Annotated in this window: 18 protein-coding genes and 1 tRNA gene; 8 read left to right on the top strand and 11 right to left on the bottom strand. The window is 58.3% G+C overall.

The genetic code is table 11. The annotated features are described in order from the left end of the window. Window positions 1-66: 66 nt before the first annotated feature. Window positions 67-993 carry a LysR family transcriptional regulator gene (locus tag ACW9IR_RS19750; RefSeq protein ID WP_457464776.1) on the bottom strand — a complete coding sequence of 309 codons (927 nt, stop codon included), beginning with the start codon at window positions 991-993 and terminating at the stop codon, window positions 67-69. Between the two features lie 127 nt (window positions 994-1120). Here ACW9IR_RS19750 and ACW9IR_RS19745 point away from each other — a divergent pair, with 127 nt between their 5' ends. Beyond that, window positions 1121-1867, top strand: coding sequence for a 3-oxoacyl-ACP reductase family protein (locus ACW9IR_RS19745; RefSeq protein ID WP_457464774.1), 747 nt, complete (start codon window positions 1121-1123; stop codon window positions 1865-1867). Between the two features lie 74 nt (window positions 1868-1941). Here ACW9IR_RS19745 and ACW9IR_RS19740 read toward each other — a convergent pair whose 3' ends face one another. Continuing rightward, complete coding sequence (locus ACW9IR_RS19740; protein ID WP_026000652.1) at window positions 1942-2637, bottom strand: HAD-IA family hydrolase; 696 nt, start codon at window positions 2635-2637, stop codon at window positions 1942-1944. 245 nt (window positions 2638-2882) lie between these two features. Between ACW9IR_RS19740 and ACW9IR_RS19735 the strand changes: the two genes are divergently transcribed. Both ACW9IR_RS19735 and ACW9IR_RS19730 read left to right on the top strand, forming a co-directional pair. Further along, window positions 2883-7658, top strand: coding sequence for an RHS repeat-associated core domain-containing protein (locus ACW9IR_RS19735; protein ID WP_457464772.1), 4776 nt, complete (start codon window positions 2883-2885; stop codon window positions 7656-7658). Continuing rightward, a complete protein-coding gene (locus ACW9IR_RS19730) occupies window positions 7655-8086 on the top strand; it encodes a DUF6896 domain-containing protein (RefSeq protein ID WP_102901159.1) in 432 nt (143 codons plus the stop codon). The genes ACW9IR_RS19735 and ACW9IR_RS19730 overlap by 4 nt, the downstream gene beginning before the upstream one ends. Window positions 8087-8232: 146 nt before the next feature. On the opposite strand, the gene ACW9IR_RS19725 is transcribed toward ACW9IR_RS19730, so the two are convergent. From ACW9IR_RS19725 to ACW9IR_RS19710, 4 genes are all read right to left on the bottom strand, one after another. Further along, on the bottom strand, window positions 8233-8400 hold the full coding sequence (locus tag ACW9IR_RS19725) for a hypothetical protein (RefSeq protein ID WP_007914082.1): 168 nt from the start codon (window positions 8398-8400) through the stop codon (window positions 8233-8235). Window positions 8401-8522: 122 nt separating this feature from the next. Beyond that, window positions 8523-8942 (bottom strand): YMGG-like glycine zipper-containing protein, encoded by a 420-nt coding sequence (locus ACW9IR_RS19720; RefSeq protein WP_007914081.1) that lies wholly within the window; start codon window positions 8940-8942, stop codon window positions 8523-8525. Between the two features lie 137 nt (window positions 8943-9079). Further along, the gene (locus ACW9IR_RS19715; protein WP_038366883.1) at window positions 9080-9451 is read right to left on the bottom strand and encodes a hypothetical protein; all 372 of its coding nucleotides are present in this window, start codon (window positions 9449-9451) and stop codon (window positions 9080-9082) included. Between the two features lie 322 nt (window positions 9452-9773). After that, window positions 9774-9962, bottom strand: coding sequence for a hypothetical protein (locus tag ACW9IR_RS19710; RefSeq protein ID WP_095120116.1), 189 nt, complete (start codon window positions 9960-9962; stop codon window positions 9774-9776). A gap of 239 nt (window positions 9963-10201) precedes the next feature. On the opposite strand from ACW9IR_RS19710, the gene ACW9IR_RS19705 reads away from it, so the two are divergent. Next, on the top strand, window positions 10202-10486 hold the full coding sequence (locus tag ACW9IR_RS19705; protein ID WP_102901160.1) for a hypothetical protein: 285 nt from the start codon (window positions 10202-10204) through the stop codon (window positions 10484-10486). Window positions 10487-10546: 60 nt separating this feature from the next. On the opposite strand, the gene ACW9IR_RS19700 is transcribed toward ACW9IR_RS19705, so the two are convergent. Further along, window positions 10547-10867 carry a YbjQ family protein gene (locus ACW9IR_RS19700; RefSeq protein ID WP_095120026.1) on the bottom strand — a complete coding sequence of 107 codons (321 nt, stop codon included), beginning with the start codon at window positions 10865-10867 and terminating at the stop codon, window positions 10547-10549. A 143-nt stretch (window positions 10868-11010) separates the two neighbouring features. After that, window positions 11011-11100: transfer RNA gene (locus ACW9IR_RS19695), tRNA-Ser, on the bottom strand. A gap of 295 nt (window positions 11101-11395) precedes the next feature. Between ACW9IR_RS19695 and ACW9IR_RS19690 the strand changes: the two genes are divergently transcribed. The 3 genes from ACW9IR_RS19690 (at window position 11396) to ACW9IR_RS19680 (ending at window position 14130) form a co-directional block, all read left to right on the top strand. Next, the gene (locus ACW9IR_RS19690) at window positions 11396-12085 is read left to right on the top strand and encodes a crotonase/enoyl-CoA hydratase family protein (protein WP_077571799.1); all 690 of its coding nucleotides are present in this window, start codon (window positions 11396-11398) and stop codon (window positions 12083-12085) included. Between the two features lie 216 nt (window positions 12086-12301). Beyond that, the gene (locus tag ACW9IR_RS19685) at window positions 12302-13024 is read left to right on the top strand and encodes a lysophospholipid acyltransferase family protein (protein WP_457464768.1); all 723 of its coding nucleotides are present in this window, start codon (window positions 12302-12304) and stop codon (window positions 13022-13024) included. A gap of 134 nt (window positions 13025-13158) precedes the next feature. After that, on the top strand, window positions 13159-14130 hold the full coding sequence (locus tag ACW9IR_RS19680; protein WP_053116847.1) for a magnesium and cobalt transport protein CorA: 972 nt from the start codon (window positions 13159-13161) through the stop codon (window positions 14128-14130). A gap of 108 nt (window positions 14131-14238) precedes the next feature. Here the strand turns inward: ACW9IR_RS19680 and ACW9IR_RS19675 are convergent, their stop codons facing one another. The 3 genes from ACW9IR_RS19675 to ACW9IR_RS19665 all read right to left on the bottom strand — a co-directional run bounded on the left by ACW9IR_RS19675 (window position 14239) and on the right by ACW9IR_RS19665 (window position 18442). Next, complete coding sequence (locus ACW9IR_RS19675; RefSeq protein WP_457464765.1) at window positions 14239-14961, bottom strand: amidotransferase; 723 nt, start codon at window positions 14959-14961, stop codon at window positions 14239-14241. A gap of 106 nt (window positions 14962-15067) precedes the next feature. After that, a complete protein-coding gene (locus ACW9IR_RS19670) occupies window positions 15068-17212 on the bottom strand; it encodes a 3-hydroxyacyl-CoA dehydrogenase NAD-binding domain-containing protein (protein WP_457464763.1) in 2145 nt (714 codons plus the stop codon). A 24-nt stretch (window positions 17213-17236) separates the two neighbouring features. Continuing rightward, window positions 17237-18442 (bottom strand): acetyl-CoA C-acetyltransferase, encoded by a 1206-nt coding sequence (locus ACW9IR_RS19665; protein WP_110721164.1) that lies wholly within the window; start codon window positions 18440-18442, stop codon window positions 17237-17239. A gap of 584 nt (window positions 18443-19026) precedes the next feature. Between ACW9IR_RS19665 and ACW9IR_RS19660 the strand changes: the two genes are divergently transcribed. Continuing rightward, window positions 19027-19848, top strand: coding sequence for a c-type cytochrome (locus ACW9IR_RS19660; protein ID WP_457464783.1), 822 nt, complete (start codon window positions 19027-19029; stop codon window positions 19846-19848). Window positions 19849-19911 lie beyond the last annotated feature (63 nt).

Genomic DNA, 19911 nt, shown 5'->3' with positions numbered 1-19911 from the left:
TTGGAATGCATTTCCCTGTGGGAGCGAGCTTGCTCGCGAAGCCCGCGCCTCGGTCCAAAGCCCTGCTCAAATCGCACTGAACCGCCGCGCCAACCCCCGCTCCGCAAACTGCTCAATCAAAAAATCCACAAACGCCCGAGTCTTGCCCGGCAACAATTTATGCTCGGCGTAGTAAATCGAAATATTGCCATCATCAACGAACCAGTCCGGCAGCACTCGCTGCAACGTCCCCGCCTCCAGATAGCCCACCGCAAACGGCATGCTCACTAGCGCGATTCCCAAGCCTTGTGCCGCCGTCCTGCAAGCGGCCTCGGAATCACTCATGGTCATTCGCGCCTTGAGCATCAACGGCCGACAATTCTGCGGATTACGTCCGGTCAATTGCCAGGAACGCACGCGTCCGGTTTGCGGCGAGCGGATCAGAATGCCGTCGTGATGGCTGAGGTCGTCCGGTTCGATGATCTCGGGATTGGCCTGTAAATAGTCGGTGGACGCGACCAATATCCGATGCGCCGGGCTCAACTTGCGCGCGATCACGCCTTGCGGAAGTTCGAAACCGCCACCGATGGCCGCATCAAAGCCCTGGGCGATCAGATCGACCTGTCGATTATCGAAATGCCAGTCCGGATTAATCGCCGGATATCGTCGCAGGAACTCACCGAGCATCGGCACGATATGCAGACAGCCAAATGCTGCGCCCATACTGACTTTCAGCGTTCCCGCCGGACGCCCTTCGACGCTAGAGAGATTTGCCACGGCATTTTGAATCGTCGTAAGACTTCCGCTGACTTGATCCAGAAACAGTTGCCCGGCCTCGGTCAGTGTCAGGCTGCGTGTACTGCGCTGGAACAGCCGCACACCGAGCCGCACCTCGAGTTTGGCCACACTCTTGCCGACTGCCGCCGGGGTCAGACTCAAGCGTCGCGCGGCCTCGGCAAAGCTGCCGACTTCGGCGCTGCGCACGAAGCATTCAATGCTGCTGAAGGTTTCCATGATCGTCACTATAAACTTCTGGTTTACACAGACTATAGCAATCATGGTCTACACAGTTGTCGATACCACGCCGATACTCGCCACCAACACCAAGGCATTCCCGCCTTGATCACTCTGGAGATCGAACATGACCACTCAACACCTCAGCGGTAAAGTCGCTCTGATTCAAGGCGGTTCCCGCGGTATCGGCGCTGCCATCGTCAAACGTCTGGCCGCTGAAGGCGCTGCAGTCGCCTTCACTTATGTCAGCTCCGCCGCGAAAGCCGACGAGTTGCAGAACAGCATCACCGCCAACGGCGGCAAAGCCTTGGCGATCAAGGCTGACAGCGCCGATGCCGCTGCCATCCGCCACGCGGTCGGCGCCACGGTTGAAGCCTTTGGCCGCCTCGACATTCTGGTCAACAACGCTGGCGTGCTGGCCGTTGCTCCACTGGAAGACTTCAAACTTGAAGACTTCGACCAAACCGTAGCGATCAACATTCGCAGCGTATTCATCGCCTCGCAGGAAGCCGCCAAACACATGGGCGACGGCGCGCGCATCATCAACATCGGCAGCACCAACGCCGACCGCATGCCCTTCGCCGGCGGCGGTGTGTACGCGATGAGCAAATCGGCGCTGGTCGGTTTGACCAAAGGTCTGGCCCGCGACCTCGGCCCACGCGGTATCACCGTCAACAACGTGCAACCTGGCCCGGTCGACACCGACATGAACCCGGCGCACGGTGATTTCGCCGAAAGCCTGATTCCGCTGATGGCCGTCGGTCGTTACGGTAAAGCCGAAGAAATCGCCAGTTTCGTCGCCTACCTGGCAGGCCCGGAAGCCGGTTACATCACCGGTGCCAGCCTGACCATCGACGGTGGTTTCGGCGCCTGATTTATCTGAGCCGACTGAACGAAAAACGCCGCCCCTCTTGTTACCGAGGGGCGGCGTTTTTTTGGGTCAGATGTTTACGCCCATTCCAGCGCCGGCAAGCCACAGGCACTTGGCGTGAACGCTTTCAGCGTACGAAGAATCCCGTCAGCGTGTGCGTACTTTTCATCGGCCATGGCGGCATCGGGGATGGCGATGGCCGTCATGCCCGCGGCTTTCGCGGCAGTCACGCCAAACGGCGAATCCTCGAACACCAGGCAATCTTCAGGCGCGACGCCCAGACGCCGAGCGGCGGTGAGGAAGATATCCGGCGCCGGTTTGGCCGCGCCGACTTCCGGATCATCTGCAGTGACGATGAAGTCGAACAACGCAAACCAGTCGCGGTGCAGCGTGGTTTTCTGGCCGAAAGATTGACGCGACGAGCTGGTACCCACGGCAATCGGGATGTTGTGCGCCTTGAGATGGCGAATCAGTTCCTCGGCACCGGGCATCGCTTGCGCTGTGGGGAAACGCTCGCGCATCAACGGCTCGCGGATCACCAGAAACTCTTCGGCGGTGATCGGCAGATCCAGCGCCTGCACCACGTAATTGGCCAGATCGTTGGCCCCGCGACCAATGATGTTCTGCTTGACGCTCCAGTCGAAGGTGCGCCCGTAACGCTGGGCAATCAGCGAGGTGACTTCGGTATAAATGCCCTCGGTGTCCAGCAGCAAACCGTCCATATCGAAAATCACGGCCTTGATCGGGCCGAACGCCTTCAGCGGTGCATTCATCATCGGATCCGTTAACAAAGACATCCCAGGCGGCAGGTGGCGCCGCTGCTCGGATCTGATTAAAGGGTTCAGCAGCATAACGAGCACGACGGACATTGAGCAACGGGCAATGTCCGTTGCAGCGATGAACGACTCGCAAGTATTTAGCGAAACATCCTACAGACATCGCCTACTCGCCCGACTTCTTTCCTGATTGATCCCCCGCAAAGTCCCCGCACCTTTTTGATGTGCGCGAGAGACTGCGAATGCTTCCAACCGATCGGCTGCTGGCCCTGAACAACAGCATCAGCCTGCTCGTTGTTGCTGCTTTGAACCCGGACGAGCCGGACTTCGAACACCTGATCCGCGAATTCCGCCTGTGCCTGAACCACTACGACGCCTGGGCCGAGCAGTTCTGGACAGGCACCGCGCTGGATGTCGAGCAGGTCTTCACCGTCGGCAACGACGTGCGCCTCAGCGCGCCGATCACGTCGCGCCAACCGCTCAGTTCATCGGTGGTCATGTGCTCGGCCAGCGGGTCGCTGACGCTGGTGCATATGTTCGACGCCGCGCGGTTCGTGCCGATCGGCAACACCCCGGTAACCCTCGAACCGGTGCTTGCCGATGTCGGCGGTGTGCTGACTTTCGGCGAGCCGCTGCGTTACACCATCGGCCCCAGCGGCATTCTGGAGGTGACTGATTGTGATCGGGGCCAGCGTTATCGCATCACCTTCTTTCCCGATGTGTCCACCGACCATGTGCGTGCGCTGTATGCCTCTTATGAAAGTGTCATTGCAGGCCTGGAAGGCTGGCTGCGCGCTGAGTGGGCAGGGTTTCAACCACAGTGGACGGAGTTTTCCAGCGCTGGATTTCTTGAGCGTTACGGTCAGTTGCAACAGGCCGATTGGCGTGGATTCGAGAAAGCCCTGAACGGCGTTTGGGATGACATCAAACAGGTATTCGCCCTCCTCGCCGACCTGCAGGCCAACAGCGAAAAGCTTCTGGAGTACCTCAGCGAGGCCGAGCTTGAGGCGTTACTGAATGCCTCCAGCGACGCCATTGCCAACGGCTTGCTGGTCCTCAGTGACGAACCGTTGCTGTTCATTTATCTGGCCGCGTTTAGCAGTTGGCTGAAGATGCTGCCGCCGCAGTATCTGGCCGAAGTGGTGGCCGAGGTGCGGGTCGAACTGCTGGTCAGTTTTCTGCTGATGGGGTTGTCGGGTGGCGTCGGCGTGCTACTGCGCTTGAGCAGCAAAGTACTGGCGAAGATCAAGTCGCCGCGGGCGCGGGAATGGCTGGCGGCGTCGGCGTTGCGCTTGGCCGAACTGACGTCCTCGGCGGATTTGACGCGGCATGCCAGCGTTTTGAAACCGCTGATGCTCAATGTGCGTGACGTTGAGTTGAAACCGACACCGGCGATACCGCTGAACATTCGTCAGGCCGATTCGCTGGTGTTGACCGTGCCGAATCCGGCGCCCGTTGTGCGGAACAAGCCTGGCGGTTCGAGCCGTTTGGAACGGCATGAACCTCACGACGATTCGCCGGATCAGGCGAAAAACCCCAACGGCGACAGCGCTGATTGTGTGCCACGCACCTGCACCAACGGTTGCCCGGTGTCGATGGTTACCGGCGAAGAACTGCTGACCCTGTGCGATGCGGTGCTTGATGGCGTGTTGCCGTTTGAGTTCACCCGGTTGTATCGCTCCAGTGCCGCCGAGATCGATGTTGGGTTGGGGTTTGGCTGGAGCCATTCGCTGGCGCATCGGCTGGAGTTTGAAGGCGACTTTGTGGTCTGGGTCGACCACGAGAACCGGCGTACGCAGTTTCCGCTGCCGAGCGCGGCGCGACCGGCGATTCACAACAGCCTATCGCGGGCGGCGATTTTCCCTGGCGATGAACCGGAGGAGCTGATCCTCGCGCTGGCCGGGGACACGGCGCGTTTTTATCACTTTCGTGCAGGACGACTGACGGCGATCAGCGATGCCTATGGCAATCGTCTGACGGTGCAGCGTGATCGCTCTGACCGGGTACAGCGTCTGGACAACGGCGCCGGGCGTTCGCTGCTGTTGCGCTATGACCGGGCGCAGTTGCTGGGTGTGGATTACCAGGCGTTTCGCGAGGGGACCTGGAGTACCGAACAGACGCAGGTCAGTTACCGCTACGACGCGCAGCAGCGCTTGGTCGAAGCCACTAACGCCGTCGGCGACAGCGAGCGTTACGACTACGACGACGCCCACGTGATTCTGCAGCGGCAACTGGCCGGCGGCGCGAGCTTCTTCTGGGAGTGGGAGCGCTCGGGGAAATCGGCCCGTTGCGTGCGCCACTGGGCGTCGTTTTCGCAGATGGACACGCGCTACGTCTGGAATGACGACGGCAGTGTCGCGGTGCATTACGTCGATGGCACCGAAGAGACGTACGTCCACGACGAGCGTGCGCGGCTGGTGCGTAAAGTCTCGGCCGACGGTGGTGAACAGCTCAAGGCCTATGACTCTTCGGGGCGGTTGATCGCCGAGCAGGATGCCTTGGGCGCCGTCACCGAATACCGCTACGACGAGGTCGGACGGCTGGTGGCGCTGATTCCGCCGGACGAGGCGCCCACGTCCTACGAGTATCGCAACGGTTTCCTGTACCGGCGTTCGCGCGGTGAGGCGGCGTGGATCTACCGGCGCAATGCCGAGGGCGATGTCACCGAAGCGGTCGACCCCGACGGTCAGGTCACCCATTACTACTACGACACCCGGGGTCAGTTGCTGTCGATCCGCTACCCGGACAGCAGCCGGCATCGGCTGGTCTGGAATGCCCTCGGCCAGTTGACCGAGGAAACGCTGCCCGACGGTGGCGTGCGGCGTTTTTCCTACGATGCACTGGGGCGGCGGACCACGACTGCGGACGAACACGGTGCAGTCACCCGTCAGCACTGGGACGCCGCAGGCCGACTGACCCAGACGACTTTTCCTACCGGCAGCACCCGCGCCTACAGCTACGGCGCCTACGGTCAGGTTACTGCCGAGCGCGATGAACTGGGGCGCATCACCCGCTACGAATACGACGACCTGCACCTGGTCTCGCGGCGGATCAACCCCGACGGCACGCGGGTGCAGTACCGCTACGACCATGCGCAACTGCTGCTCACCGAGATCGAAAACGAGTCCGGGGAAAAGTACCGGCTGGACTACACGCCGATCGGGTTGATTCGTCAGGAAAGCGGTTTTGATGGCCGTCTCACGGCGTACGCCTATGACCTCAACGGCCATCTGCTGGAGAAGACCGAGTTCGGGGATGACGGCTCTTGTTTGCTCACCGCTTATGAGCGCGATGCTGCCGGGCGTCTTCTGGCCAAAACCCTGCCCGACGGCATCAAGGTCAGCTATCAATACGACCGCCTCGGCCGTTTGATTGGGGTCGACGACGGTCAGCAACACCCGCTGGCCTTCGAGTACGACCGTCAGGACCGGCTGATCACCGAACATCAGGGCTGGGGCACCCTGCGCTACAGCTACGACGCCTGCGGCCAGCTCCAGCGCATGCGCCTGCCGGACAACAGCAAACTCGACTATCACTACGCCAAGGGCGGGGCGCTGGCCGCCATCGACCTCAATGGCGCATCGCTGACCCGGCATGTCTACCAGTCGGGCCGCGAACAACAACGCCAGCAAGGTCTGCTGCTCAGCGAATATGCCTACGACGACCAGGGACGATTACTCGCCCACACTGTAGGCCATCAGCACGATTCACTGTACCGCCGCGATTATGCCTACAGCGCCAACGGCAATCTGGCGCACATCGCCGACACCCGCCACGGCCAGCGTACCTACGGCTACGATGCCCTCGATCGGCTGATCCGCGTACGTCACTCGCGCGACGAACTGCCGGAATCCTTCGCCCACGACCCGGCCGGCAACCTGCTGATGCAGGACCGTCCTGGCCCGAGCCAGATCAAGGGCAACCGCCTGCTGATGCAGGGCGACCGCCATTACGACTACGACGCCTTCGGCAACCTGATCCGCGAACGCCGCGGCAGCGGACAAAAACTCGTCACCGAATACCGCTACGACTGCCAGCACCGCCTGATCGGCCTGACCCGCCCCGACGGCCAGACTGCCAGTTACCGCTACGACGCCTTCGGCCGACGCATCCGCAAAACCGTCAACGGCGAGACCACCGAGTTCTTCTGGCAAGGCGACCACCTCGTCGCCGAAAGCAGCGAAAACGAATACCGCAGCTACGTCTACGAACCCGGCACCTTCCGCCCGCTCGCGCTGCTCGACGGCAAAGGCCCGAAAAAAGCCTGCCCCTTCTACTACCAACTCGACCACCTCGGCACCCCGCAGGAACTCACCGACTACAGCGGCGACATCGTCTGGTCCGCGCAATACGACGCCTACGGCAAAGTCGCCGCGCTGACCTTGGCCGGCGAAGACTACCTGAACCAGCCGCTGCGCTTTCAGGGGCAATACTTCGACGGGGAAAGCGGCCTGCATTACAACCGCCACCGGTATTACGACCCGAGATTGGGGCGGTATCTGACGCCGGATCCGATCAAGTTGGCGGGTGGGTTGAATCAGTACCAGTACGTGCCGAATCCGACGGGGTGGGTGGATCCGTTGGGGTTGAACTCCAACTGCCCGCCGCCGAATAAGCCTGGGTGTGAGGTGCCGGGTGGGATTGGTGGCGTTAAGGTAGATGAGGGTGAGCCACAATTACCGGGCTTGATTCATGGCGTTGACCCACATTCTGTGAAGCGAACGCATGCAATTATGGGGAAAAAATCAACTAAACACGTCGAAAAAATAAGGGATGCAATGCGAGCAGGTGGGTACGACATGAACTATCCCATAGATGTAGCGGAGCATCAGGGCACCCTCTATATTCTAGATGGGCATCACCGTGCAGCGGCTGCAAAACAAACAGCAACTCCTATAACTATAAAATTGATCACAAACATCAGAGAACACAAAGGAGAACTTAATACCATCGAAGAAGTAATTGAATCAGCTGAAAATGTTGGACACGACCGATTGGAGCATCACAGAAGAAGATGAACACAGACGATAAAAACCTTGAAGATCTAATAAATGACTTTCTTTCAAAAGTAGACTATGGCACGGAGTTACTACAAAAAAAGTTCGGCACTAGGAATATTTTAAGACTTTGGCGGAGCAAGCAAATCGAACGCTGCGGTGAAATAATTGATGGAATTCAATATGAACTGCACGGCGTAGGGTGCGCCATTCATTTCCCATCAGAATCAGTGGACTTCGACTATGGATCGGACAACAGAATCGACGGCTTTGATGTGTGGCGCCTCTACATTTACGCTAGCGACAGGCCATCTAAATACAAAAAATACTGCGATAAAAAAATAGTTGAACAGGAGTTTAAAGAATACATCTCATCAGGCCGAATAAAAAAAATGTCGCCATCAGATAACCTTTACATACGCGTCAATCATGATTTAACTGCGAAATAACAAAAAATTATCAGCGGTCTCTTCCGCCCCAACATTTTTTACCAACGTTAACTTTCGCGAGCAAACCAATCAGAATCAAGGGGCCTGAAGTACAGGCCCCGGATATTTAAATTCAGTGCGCTGCCGCGCTCGACTCTCAAGACAGCTTATTGCTCATCCTCGTCCTCTTCATACTCCATATCCGCCTCATCCGAATCATTCAGCGGCACCGTCGCATCATCCATCAACGACCCCGGATCCTCATTCCCCGGATCATTGATAAACGGCAGTCCACTTGAGCCTTTCTCTTCCTTGCCTTCAGTTTCAGGAGTCATGGCAAACCTCATCATCTCGTGGCGTGTAAAACGTTCGAAAAGCCCTACAGCCAATCGTTCCGGAGTCCGACGAGCAAATGCAAAAAACCCGGCAAAATGCCGGGTTTCCGTTTAACCCACCATCAATGATGGCGGTTTTTATGTTTGTTCTTGTGCTTATGACCGCCGCCCGAATGAGATCCACCATCGTCACCGAGGTTATTGCCGACCGCACCACCGGCCGCGCCGCCCAACCCAGCGCCAATGGTCGAACCGGTCGAGCCGCCGAGGCTGTTGCCGACGACCGAGCCGCCCGCCGCGCCTAGACCACCGCCAATGGCAGCTTCGGTTCGATTGCGTTTGTTCGCCCCGACGGCACTGCCGGCCGCGCCGCCAACACCTGCACCTACCGCCGCGCCAGTACTGCCACCGAGTTGTCCACCGACCACATTACCGAGCGCGCCGCCCAGGCCGCCACCCACAGCGGCGGTGCCATCACCAGCGGCCATCGCCCCTTGTGCTACCAGCAAACCGAAAAACAGTGCAGATAATGACAAGCGCATATGAACCTCACAGTTCCCGAAGCGGGACAGTCCGCCCTGACATGGGCCTATGTGAGATTGGAGACGCAAACGGGGAAAACGTTCAGCCATGAAAAAGCCCGGCATCGAGCCGGGCTTTTTCTGACAAACGATCAGTCTCAGTGACGCTTGTGACCTTTGGACAAGTTGCTGCCCACTGCGCCGCCAGCCGCACCGCCCAGGCCTGCACCAATCGTGGCGCCAGTCTTGCCGCCCAGGCTGTTGCCGATCACCGAACCACCGGCCGCGCCAACACCGCCGCCAATCGCCGCTTTGGTCCGGCTACCCTTGCGCGCCGCCATAGCGCTACCCGCCGCGCCTGCTACGCCAGCACCGATTGCCGCGCCTGTGCTGCCGCCCATTTTCTGGCCGACGACATTACCCAGCGCGCCACCCAGACCACCGCCCAGCGCCGCAGTACCATCGCCAGCAGCCATTGCACCTTGAGCAACCAGAAGCCCCAGAACCAGAGCAGGCAGTGTTAAACGCATGACGAAAACCTCAAAAATTGGGATGACAAAATGGGCCGGGATTTAATGCCGTCGCCGCGCAAAAGTCCAGATCAACGCAGAGACCTCGCGCACTCGGCGCCGATTGGACCGCAATTCTGGAAAAGGTTTTATGACAGGCAAAAAAAAGCCCGCTGGGGAGACGGGCTGGAGACTTGCTTTCTAACGGATGGCTTCACCCTACTGCGGTAGACGTGAAAAGTTTGTGAAAGCAAATTGATTTGCCGTCATCAACTGTAAGAAATTTCTTCACACGCACAGTCATAAAAAACCCCGCTCGATGACGGGGTTATTCAGACAAAGATTATTTTCTGGCTCGCGGGGTGACCTTGGGGAGAAATTTCGCCTTCGGTCCTTTCGGTGCCGTGGATTTGATTTTGCCGATCTGCACCGGATCCTCGCCAAAACCTGACTGGTACTCGGTCTGGCCGCACCGTACGCAGTTGTTGAAGGAAAACTCAGCGCCATCGTCTTCGATATACGGATCAGTCATATCTTCGCCCCTTCGTAACAGGCCGAGACCGGCAAAAAACCTTTTGCCTGAAAAAATATCGACCTCCATGGTTTTGAGACTAGTCGGTCACTCCTGGACTTGTTGTTCATATCAGCTGAAGCCCGACGAATGGCCTACAAAAATCAAACTCGACGATGAACCGTTGGTCCCGCATTACTAAAGAATTCCGGAGGCAGGCCGTTGCCCTTCTTCATACAAATGAATCTCAAGGAGAGAACATGCAAATCAACGGATTCCCGAATCTACCCGTCGTAAAGCTCACGGACGAACAAATCGCAGCCGGCAAAGCCGGGGCGGAAAAACTCAAGGAAAAGATCGCTTCCGGTGAAATCACCATCAAATATCCGGGTCCGGATACGCCGGTTCTGCAGCCTGGCGTCATTTACCATCCAAGCCAGCCGGTGCAACCGAGTCAACCTTCCGACACACCTGCGCTTGTCGCCATCGACACGCCGCTGACCTATGACGCTAAAGGCGCTGTGACCCTCAAGCCACAGGGCTGATGGCATAGAAAAAGAGCCCATTCATTATCTGGATGGGCTCACTTGCCTGGCGATCAACATTCAGCGCAACTTCACGGCCGTCCCCGTCGCAAACACCACAACCATCCCGCCCTTGCCGCCGGGCATGCTGATCTCGAAGTCCACTCCGACCACCGCGTCCGCCTGCAGAGCACGCGCCCGCTCCCTGATTTCCTCAGTCGCCTGAATACGCGCCTCCTTCAACGCCCGCTCCAGCGTCTGCGAACGCCCCCCGAAAAAATCGCGCATACCGGCAAACATGTCACGGATCACATTGACCCCCTGCACCGACTCGGCACTGACAATGTCCAGATATGCAGTGATCTGCCGGCCTTCGATGGTGTGAGTGGTGGAAATGATCATGAAATGTCGTCCCTTTACTGATAAATAAGCCCGCAATTGTATTCGGTCACAGCAGACATCACTGCACAGCCAATAAAATCCAGACGCCAGAAACCAAAAAACCCCTGACTTCTTTCGAAATCAGGGGTTTTGTGTACTGAATGTGGCGGTGAAGGAGAGATTCGAACTCTCGATACAGTTTCCTGTATACACACTTTCCAGGCGTGCTCCTTAAGCCACTCGGACACTTCACCGTATCTCTTCAAACATGTTCTGTCTGTCGAGGCGCGCTAATGTAGTCGAAAGCTTTTCCGATGGCAAACTTTTTTTCAGAATTTTCATGCGGTTAAGAGAAAAAGTCGTTTTGCCCGCTGGCAGGCCATGGCAAACCGGCCAATCTTCGGTGGGCGCGGCCCTTCTATATAGAAGCGCAATGCCTCGCCACGCTGGATGGGCCGTGAAACGGTGACTGGCGGGTCAGTCACGGCGCTTTACCTGGCCTGCGGCGGTGGGTAACGTCTGCCCATCTTTCTTACAAGGAATAGCGTCATGAGTGAGTTGATTTCCTACCACCTCGAAGACGGTATCGCGACCCTGACCTTGAGCAACGGCAAGGTCAATGCCATTTCTCCGGACGTGATTGCGGCATTCAACGCGGCGCTGGATCAGGCGGTGACGGATCGTGCCATCGTGATCATTACCGGTCAGCCGGGGATTTTGTCCGGCGGCTATGACCTGAAAGTCATGACCGCCGGCCCTAAAGAAGCGGTAGCGTTGGTGACTGCCGGTTCGACGCTGGCCCGTCGTCTGCTCTCTCACCCGTTCCCGGTGATCGTCGCTTGCCCGGGTCATGCCGTGGCGAAGGGCGCTTTCATTCTGTTGTCTGCCGATTACCGTATCGGTGTCGACGGCCCGTTCAGCATCGGTCTGAACGAAGTGCAGATCGGCATGACCATGCACCACGCCGGTATCGAGCTCGCCCGTGATCGCCTGCGTCGCTCGGCGTTCCACCGCTCGGTGATCAACGGCGAGATGTTCGATCCGAAAAGCGCCGTGGATGCCGGCTTTCTCGACAAGGTGGTTTCCGCCGAGGAGCTGCAAGGTGCCGCCCTCGCCGCTGCGCGCCAACTTAAGAAGATCAACATGCTCGCGCACAAGAACACCAAGTTGAAAGTCCGTAAGGCACTGCTGGAAGCGCTGGATAACGCGATCATCCAGGATCAGGAGCATCTGGGCTAAGCCTGGATTCAAGAACGTAAAGAAAGCCCGACCGTCGTGTCGGGCTTTTTCTTACGCGCAAGGTTTAAAAGTCTGCGACAGCTCTAGGACAGGTCTGACCCTCCATTTGGAAACATGCGCTTAAACATCGGTCATCTCCGGACTCTATAGCGGCAATTGCCGAAAACAGTGCACATCCGTACACTGCGCCACCTTTTGTCCCGGTGGGGCCTGAAAATGCTGTTCCTGTTTCGTATGTTGTTGATGGGCCTGCACTTTATTTTAGCGGGTGTGCTCGGGGTGATCCTCGGGATATGCCGCCCGTTCAATCCGGACAACAGCCGTTTGTGCGCCCGCCTCTACGCATTGCCGGCGATGTGTATTTTGCGTTTACGGGTGAAATCCGATGTCAGCGGTTTGCTGAACAAACCCGACAGCTGCGTGATCATCGCCAACCACCAATCGAACTATGACCTGTTCGTATTTGGCAACGTAGTGCCACGCCGTACCGTGTGCATCGGCAAAAAGAGCCTGAAATGGGTACCGCTGTTCGGACAATTGTTCTGGCTGGCCGGCAATGTGTTGATCGACCGTGGCAATGCGCACAAGGCTCGCCAATCGATGCTCACCACGACCAATACCTTGCAGAACGAAGACACCTCGATCTGGGTGTTCCCGGAAGGCACGCGCAACCTCGGTGAAGAATTGCTGCCATTCAAGAAAGGTGCGTTCCAGATGGCGATCGCCGCCGGCGTACCGATCGTTCCGGTCTGCGTCAGCAGTTACATCAAGCACATGCGTCTGAATCGCTGGCGCAGCGGGAAAATCCTCATACGCTCGTTGCCGGCAATTCCCACAGCCGGATTGACCATGGATGACATGCCCATGCTCATCAGTCAGTGCCGCGAACAGATGCGCGAGTGCATTGAATCGATGGACCGGCAACTGCAAGCCGCCTAAGAAGACAACCCGCCCTGTGCGGGTTTTCTTTTGCCCGGTGAACTGTACAGATTTCACTGACTCTCAAGCAGCGACACGGCTAAGCTGAAGCCTTGTATTCCCTGCCACCTGCCAAGAAGAAGTGAATCACCACCATGGGTCGAGTTGTTGCTGCTGCGGTGTATAGCGCAGGCAAGAAAGTCACCAATATTTCCCTCGACGAAGGCGCTGCCTGGGCCGCGAAAACCGGTCACTTTGTCTGGATCGGTCTGGAAGAGCCGGACGCTCAAGAGCTTTCCAACCTGCAACGTCAGTTCAACCTGCACGAACTGGCCATCGAAGATGCTCTGGAAAAACACAGTCGACCGAAACTGGAAACCTTTGGCGACGCTCTGTTTATCGTCACCTATTCGCCCATTCGCGAAAACGGCGTTCTGCAATTTATCGAGACGCACATCTTTGCCGGCAAGGGCTACATCATCACCGCGCGTAACGGTCACTCGGCGTCCTACGCGCATGTCCGCCAACGCTGTGAGGCGCGCCCGCTACTGCTGGAACATGGGGAAGATTTCGTACTCTATGCGTTGCTCGATTTCGTCATCGAGAACTATCAGCCGGTGGGCGAAGCCATTCATGCCGAAATCGATGAACTGGAACGCAACGTGTTGTGTAGCGCGTTGAATGAACGCGACATTCAGAAGCTGCATGGCTTGCGCCGCGATGTCGTGCGCCTGCGCCGGTACGCGGCGCCGATGGTGGAGATTGGCGAGGAACTGCAGAAGCTGAGTTTCCCGTTTATCGACAAGAATATGCGCCCGTACTTCCGCGATGTGCAGATCCACGTAACGCGGCAGATGGAAGACCTGAGCACTTTGGCCGACATTGCCAGCCAGACCATCGAGATCGGTGTGTTGCTCGAGGCATCACGGCAAAGCGTGGTACAGCGCAAGTTTGCTGCCTGGGCGGCGATTCTGGCGTTTCCGACGGCGGTGGCGGGGATTTACGGGATGAACTTCCAGAACATGCCGGAGTTGAGCTGGCACTACGGCTATTTCGGCGTGCTGGGGTTTATTGCGGTGGGATGTGTAAGTTTGTGGGCGAGCTTCAAGAAATCGGGGTGGTTGTAGAGCAGACCGAGTTGTCTGGAACATTCGCGAGCAGGCTCGTGCCCACATTGATCGGTGGCGCACCGGAAATCAAATGTGGGAGCGAGCCTGCTCGCGAAGCTTTTGGCCTTAAACAGTTTCTGGCTTATGCGCCACAAAACGCATCATCCACTCCGCAACCGTCGCACCATGGTGTTCCTGCTCGAGGCTGGCCACGCCCTTGGTGTAGATCTGCGAACCCAACGCTTCCTGACGCAGATCCAGCAGCGCTCGCGAATAATCGTGGATAAATTCCGGATGCCCCTGGAAGCACAGCACCTGATCATTGATGTGATACGCCGCGAACGGGCAGAAATCGCTGGAAGCAATAACCGTGGCGTTTTCCGGCAGCGCTGTGACCTGATCCTGATGGCTGATCAACAGCGTCAGTTCCTCACGTACCGGGCTCATCCACGGCGCCTTGGCCGCGAGTTTGTAATTGTGGGTGCCGACACCCCAACCCTGCGTCGCACGCTCGCTCTTGCCACCGAGCAGCAGCGCCAACAGTTGGTGACCGAAGCACACGCCGAGCAGTTTGTCGCCGCGCTCGTAACGCGTCAGCAAGTATTCCTTGAGGGTCTGAATCCACGGATCAGTACCGAACGAATCGGCCTTGCTGCCGGTGACCAGGTACGCGTCGAAGGTTTGGCCGTCGCTTGGATATTCGCCCTGCATCACGTTGTAGACGGTGAACTCGGCGGCAATCGGTTGCTGCGAGAACAGGCGCTGAAACATCTGCCCGTAACCCTGATATTGATCGACCAGTTCCGGACGCAGGATGTCGGTTTCCAGAATGCAGATGCGTAGCGACATAAAAAATACCTGACACGTGATGGGAATAATGAACACCCCAGAGCCTGCCTTGAAACACCCTGGCAAGGCAAGCCCCGGAATGCGCACTGCTCCTGAAACATAGCCCTTAGAACATTTCACCTTTTGCCGCTTTATCCAGCAGCAACGCTGGCGGCGCGAAACGCTCGCCATACTGCTCGGCCAGATACTGCGCGCGAGCGACGAAATCCTTCACCCCGTACTGGTTGATGAACTGCAACGCACCGCCCGTCCACGCGGCAAAACCGATACCAAAGATCGAACCGACATTGGCGTCCGCCGTCGAGGTCAACACGCCCTCCTCCACACAGCGCACGGTTTCGATGGCCTGCACGAACAACAGCCGATCACGCACATCTATCGGCGAGATCTGCCCGTCGGGCTTCTCGAAGCGCGCCTTCAGCTCGGACCACAAATGTTTCTGCCCGCCGACCGGATAATCATAGAAACCGCCTCCCGCCGCTTTGCCCGGACGCTTGTATTCGTGAAGCAGCAAGTCAATCACGGCGAAGGCCGGGTGCTCAATCAGCGGCTTCCGTTCTGCCTGTAGGTCTTTGGCCGTTTGCTGACGGATATGACTCATCAGGCTGAGGGAAACTTCGTCAGAGATCGCCAGAGGCCCGACCGGCATCCCGGCCTTGCGCGCTTCGGTCTCGATCATCGGCGCACTTACGCCCTCGCCGAGCATGGCGATGCCTTCGTTGGTGAAGGTGCCGAACACACGTGAGGTGAAGAAGCCGCGACTGTCGTTGACCACGATTGGCGTCTTCTTGATTTGCAGAACGAAATCAAAACCTCGGGCGAGGGTTTCGTCGCTGGTCTGTGCGCCTTTGATGATTTCCACAAGCGGCATTTTTTCTACCGGGCTGAAGAAATGCAGGCCGATGAATTTGCTTTGATCAGGCACGGCAGCCGCCAGCCCGGTGATAGGCAAAGTCGATGTATTCGACGCGATGACCGCGTCGGCGCCGACCACTTGCTGGGCGGCAGAGGAAACCCTGGCCTTGAGATCGCGATCTTCAAATACCGCCTCGATGATCAGATCGCAACCCGCGAGGTCGGCATCACTTTCGGACGGTTTGATCCGCGCCAACACCTCATCACGCTTCGCAGCATCCATCTGTCCGCGAGCGACTTTCTTGTCCAGCAACGCCGCAGAATGTGCTTTGCCTTTTTCGGCGGCAGCCAGATTGACGTCCTTGAGCACCACTTCAATCCCCGCCGAAGCACTGACAAAGGCAATCCCCGCCCCCATCATCCCAGCGCCAAGCACGCCGACCTTACGCGTGACATAAGGCGCAAAGCCCTGCGGCCGCGAACTACCGGCGTTGATCTCATTGAGTTGAAACCAGAATGTGCCGATCAGGTTTTTCGAGATCTGCCCGGTGGTCAGTTCAGTGAAGTAACGGGTTTCAATCAGGTGCGCGGTGTCGAAATCGACCTGAGCGCCCTCGACTGCCGCGCAGAGGATTTTTTCCGGCGCCGGCAGTGTCCCTTGGGTCTTGCTGCGCAGAATCGACGGCGCAATCGCCAGCATCTGCGCGACTTTCGGATTCGACGGCATACCGCCCGGAATCTGATAACCCTTCACATCCCAGCGCTGCACTGCCGTCGGGTTGGCAACGATCCAGGCGCGCGCCCTGGCCAGCAATTCATCGCGATCCGTCGCCAACTCATCGATCAGACCCGCCTGCAACGCTTGTTGCGGCCGCACCTTTTTACCTTCAAGCAAATACGGCAGCGCTTTCTCGATGCCGAGCATGCGCACCATCCGTACTACTCCGCCACCGCCCGGCAACAGGCCAAGGGTCACTTCCGGCAGACCGAGTTGCACCGCCGCATCATCCAAAGCCACGCGGTGATGACAGGCGAGGCAGATTTCCCAACCGCCGCCCAGCGCCGCGCCGTTGATCGCCGCGACCACCGGTTTGCCGAGGGTTTCCAGAGTGCGCAATTGCCCCTTGAGAGTCAGCACCATGTCATAAAAGGCTTTGGCTTCTGGTTTGCCGACCTTGATCAACTCATTCAGGTCACCGCCGGCAAAGAAGGTTTTCTTTGCCGACGTAATGATCACCCCGGCAATGTTGTCTTTTTCCGCCACCAACCGGGCCACGCATGCGGCCATGGCCTCGCGGTACACGGCGTTCATGGTATTGGCGCTCTGGCCCGGCATGTCGATGGTCAGCACGACGATAGCGTCCTGGCCTTTTTCGTAACGAATGGCTTCGCTCATAACAAGGTTCCTTGAATTCGGGGCTCAGAGGCGTTCGATGATGGTGGCAATGCCCATACCGCCGCCGACGCACAGCGTCGCCAGGCCATAGCGCAGGCGTCGCACTTCCAGTTCATCGAGCAGGGTGCCGAGGATCGCGCAACCGGTGGCGCCCAGCGGGTGGCCCATGGCGATGGAGCCGCCGTTGACATTGACCTTGTCCGGGTCGACGGCCATGTCCTTGATGAACTTCAGCACTACCGAGGCAAACGCTTCGTTGACCTCGAACAGGTCGATGTCCTCGACGCGCAGCCCGGCCTTGGCCAGCGCTTTGCGTGTGGCTGGTGCAGGGCCGGTGAGCATGATGGTCGGATCGGTGCTGGTGACCGCCGTGGCGACGATGCGCGCCCGCGGTTGCAAGCCCAGCGCCCGACCTTTGGCTTCGGAGCCGATCAGCATCAGCGCAGCGCCGTCGACGATCCCGGAACTGTTGCCCGGCGTGTGCACGTGATTGATCCGCTCGACATGGCTGTAGACCCGCAGCGCGGTCGCGTCGAAGCCCATCTGCCCGATCATTTCGAAACTCGGCTTGAGCTTGCCCAAGCCTTCCAGAGTCGACTCGGCACGAATGAACTCATCATGATCGAGCAGGATAATGCCGTTCTGGTCCTGCACCGGCACCAGCGACTTGTTGAACGAGCCGTCAGCCCGCGCCCGTGCGGCTTTCTGCTGCGAGTGCAATGCGTAGGCATCGACGTCCTGACGACTGAAGCCTTCCAGCGTGGCGATCAGGTCAGCGCCAACACCTTGCGGGGTGAAGTGGCTGTGCAGGTTGGTTTGCGGGTCCAGCGCCCAGGCGCCGCCATCGCTGCCCATCGGCACCCGCGACATCGACTCTACGCCACCGACCACCACCAGGTCTTCGAAGCCCGAACGCACTTTCATTGCACCAAGGTTGACCGCTTCCAGTCCCGAGGCGCAGAAACGGTTGATCTGCACACCCGCGACGCTGACATCCCAATCGGCCACTTGCACGGCGGTTTTGGCGATGTCCGAGCCTTGATCGCCAATCGGCGTGACGCAGCCGATGACCACGTCATCGACCTGGCTGGTATCCAGCGAGGTACGTTCCTGCAGCGCGGTCAGCAGACCGGCCAGCAGATTCACCGGTTTGACGCTGTGCAGAGCACCATCGGCCTTGCCTCTGCCACGGGGCGTGCGTAACGCATCGAATATCAAAGCTTGGGTCATGACGTCCTCGAACCTGTGCGTGGAGTGGTTTTCTTGCCTCCACTCTTCGCCCGGGCGCTCTCGGATTCAATGACCACAGCGCTCAATGCGCTTGACGCACCCGCTCAGACGGACGGTCATTGGCGAGCGGGTGAACCGGTTCAGGTCGGCGAGTTGTCTAGCCAGCGGGCGGCGAAGAAGCTGGCAATACGCCTCATGCCTTTTTAATCGCAGTTTCCCAGCACTCCATATGAAATGGATCTAAGCCAAGCGTGACGTGGCCCCTAATGTAGAACATGTACGTCATGGTCGTCGGGTTTTGCCGAGGCAGGCGTTCTTCAACAGGAAGTGCAACGCGTGCCGTCATGGATATGCAGGCAAGCATCAGGAAATAACAATAAAGGCGGTCAAGCCATGTTCAAACAACCGAAAGTACGTCAAGCAGGGCTCATTCTTTTCGCCACGACGCTGTTGTTGATTTTGCCGAATCTGACCAAGGTCATCGGCTGAACCAAGCGGCAGGTGCTGTTTATCGCCACAGAAAATGTGACTGGCCCGCTACCCGGGCCAGCGTGGCTGTGCCAACCTTTGCGCACTCCCACGACATGGACGGCGATCATTTGAAAGCGCTCATTGTGTTCGGGGCCATGCTGCTGAGCATGCCCTTGTCTGCCGCACAGTTGGATTTGCAACTGGGTGCAAGCAGCCGCACCTGGCAGACCGAAGAACTGCTCAAGCATCCTCAGGTACAAACCCTCACCATCAAAAACGATGTGTCCTACAAGAAGGACATGACCTATCGCGCCGTGCCCGTGGCCGCGTTGCTGACCGGGATCAAACCGCAAGATCACCTGCAAGCGGTGGCACTGGACGGGTTTGCCGCGGAACTGACCGCAGCGCCGCTGCTCAACGCAAAAGGCGCACGGGCCTGGCTGGCCATCGAAGATCCGGCTCAACCATGGCCGCCACTGTCGGAAGGCAAGCACAGCGCCGGGCCGTTTTATCTGGTCTGGACCGATCCGCAGGCGGGCAATATCAGCCCGGAGCAATGGCCATTCCAGGTCGCGAGCATCAAGCGCATGGCGCCGGTGGCCGAGCGCTTCCCTGCCCTGCTGCCGGATCCTGCGTTGAAGGCGGATGACCCGGTGAACCAAGGGTTTGCGCTGTTTCAGAAGAACTGTCTGGCGTGTCACCGATTGAACGGTGCGGGGGATGCGCAATTCGGGCCGGACTTGAACATTCCGTATAACCCGACCGAGTATTTCGGCGCGGATTTCCTCAAGCGCTACATTCGAGATCCGCAGAGTTTGCGGCAGTGGCCGCAGGCTAAGATGCCGGGGTTTTCGGTAGAGGTGTTGCCGGAGGGGGATTTGCAGATGTTGGTGGGATATTTGCAGCACATGGCCGGGCGCAAAGTTAAGCCCTGAGCACATTTCCTTGTAGGAGTGAGCCTGCTCGCGATAGCGTCAGCACCTTCAACATTAAGTTGG

It is taken from the genome of Pseudomonas sp. SDT291_1_S447 (assembly GCF_054070155.1).
The sequence above is the reverse complement of the archived record's forward strand: the minus strand, read 5'-3'. Positions and strand labels throughout refer to the sequence as shown.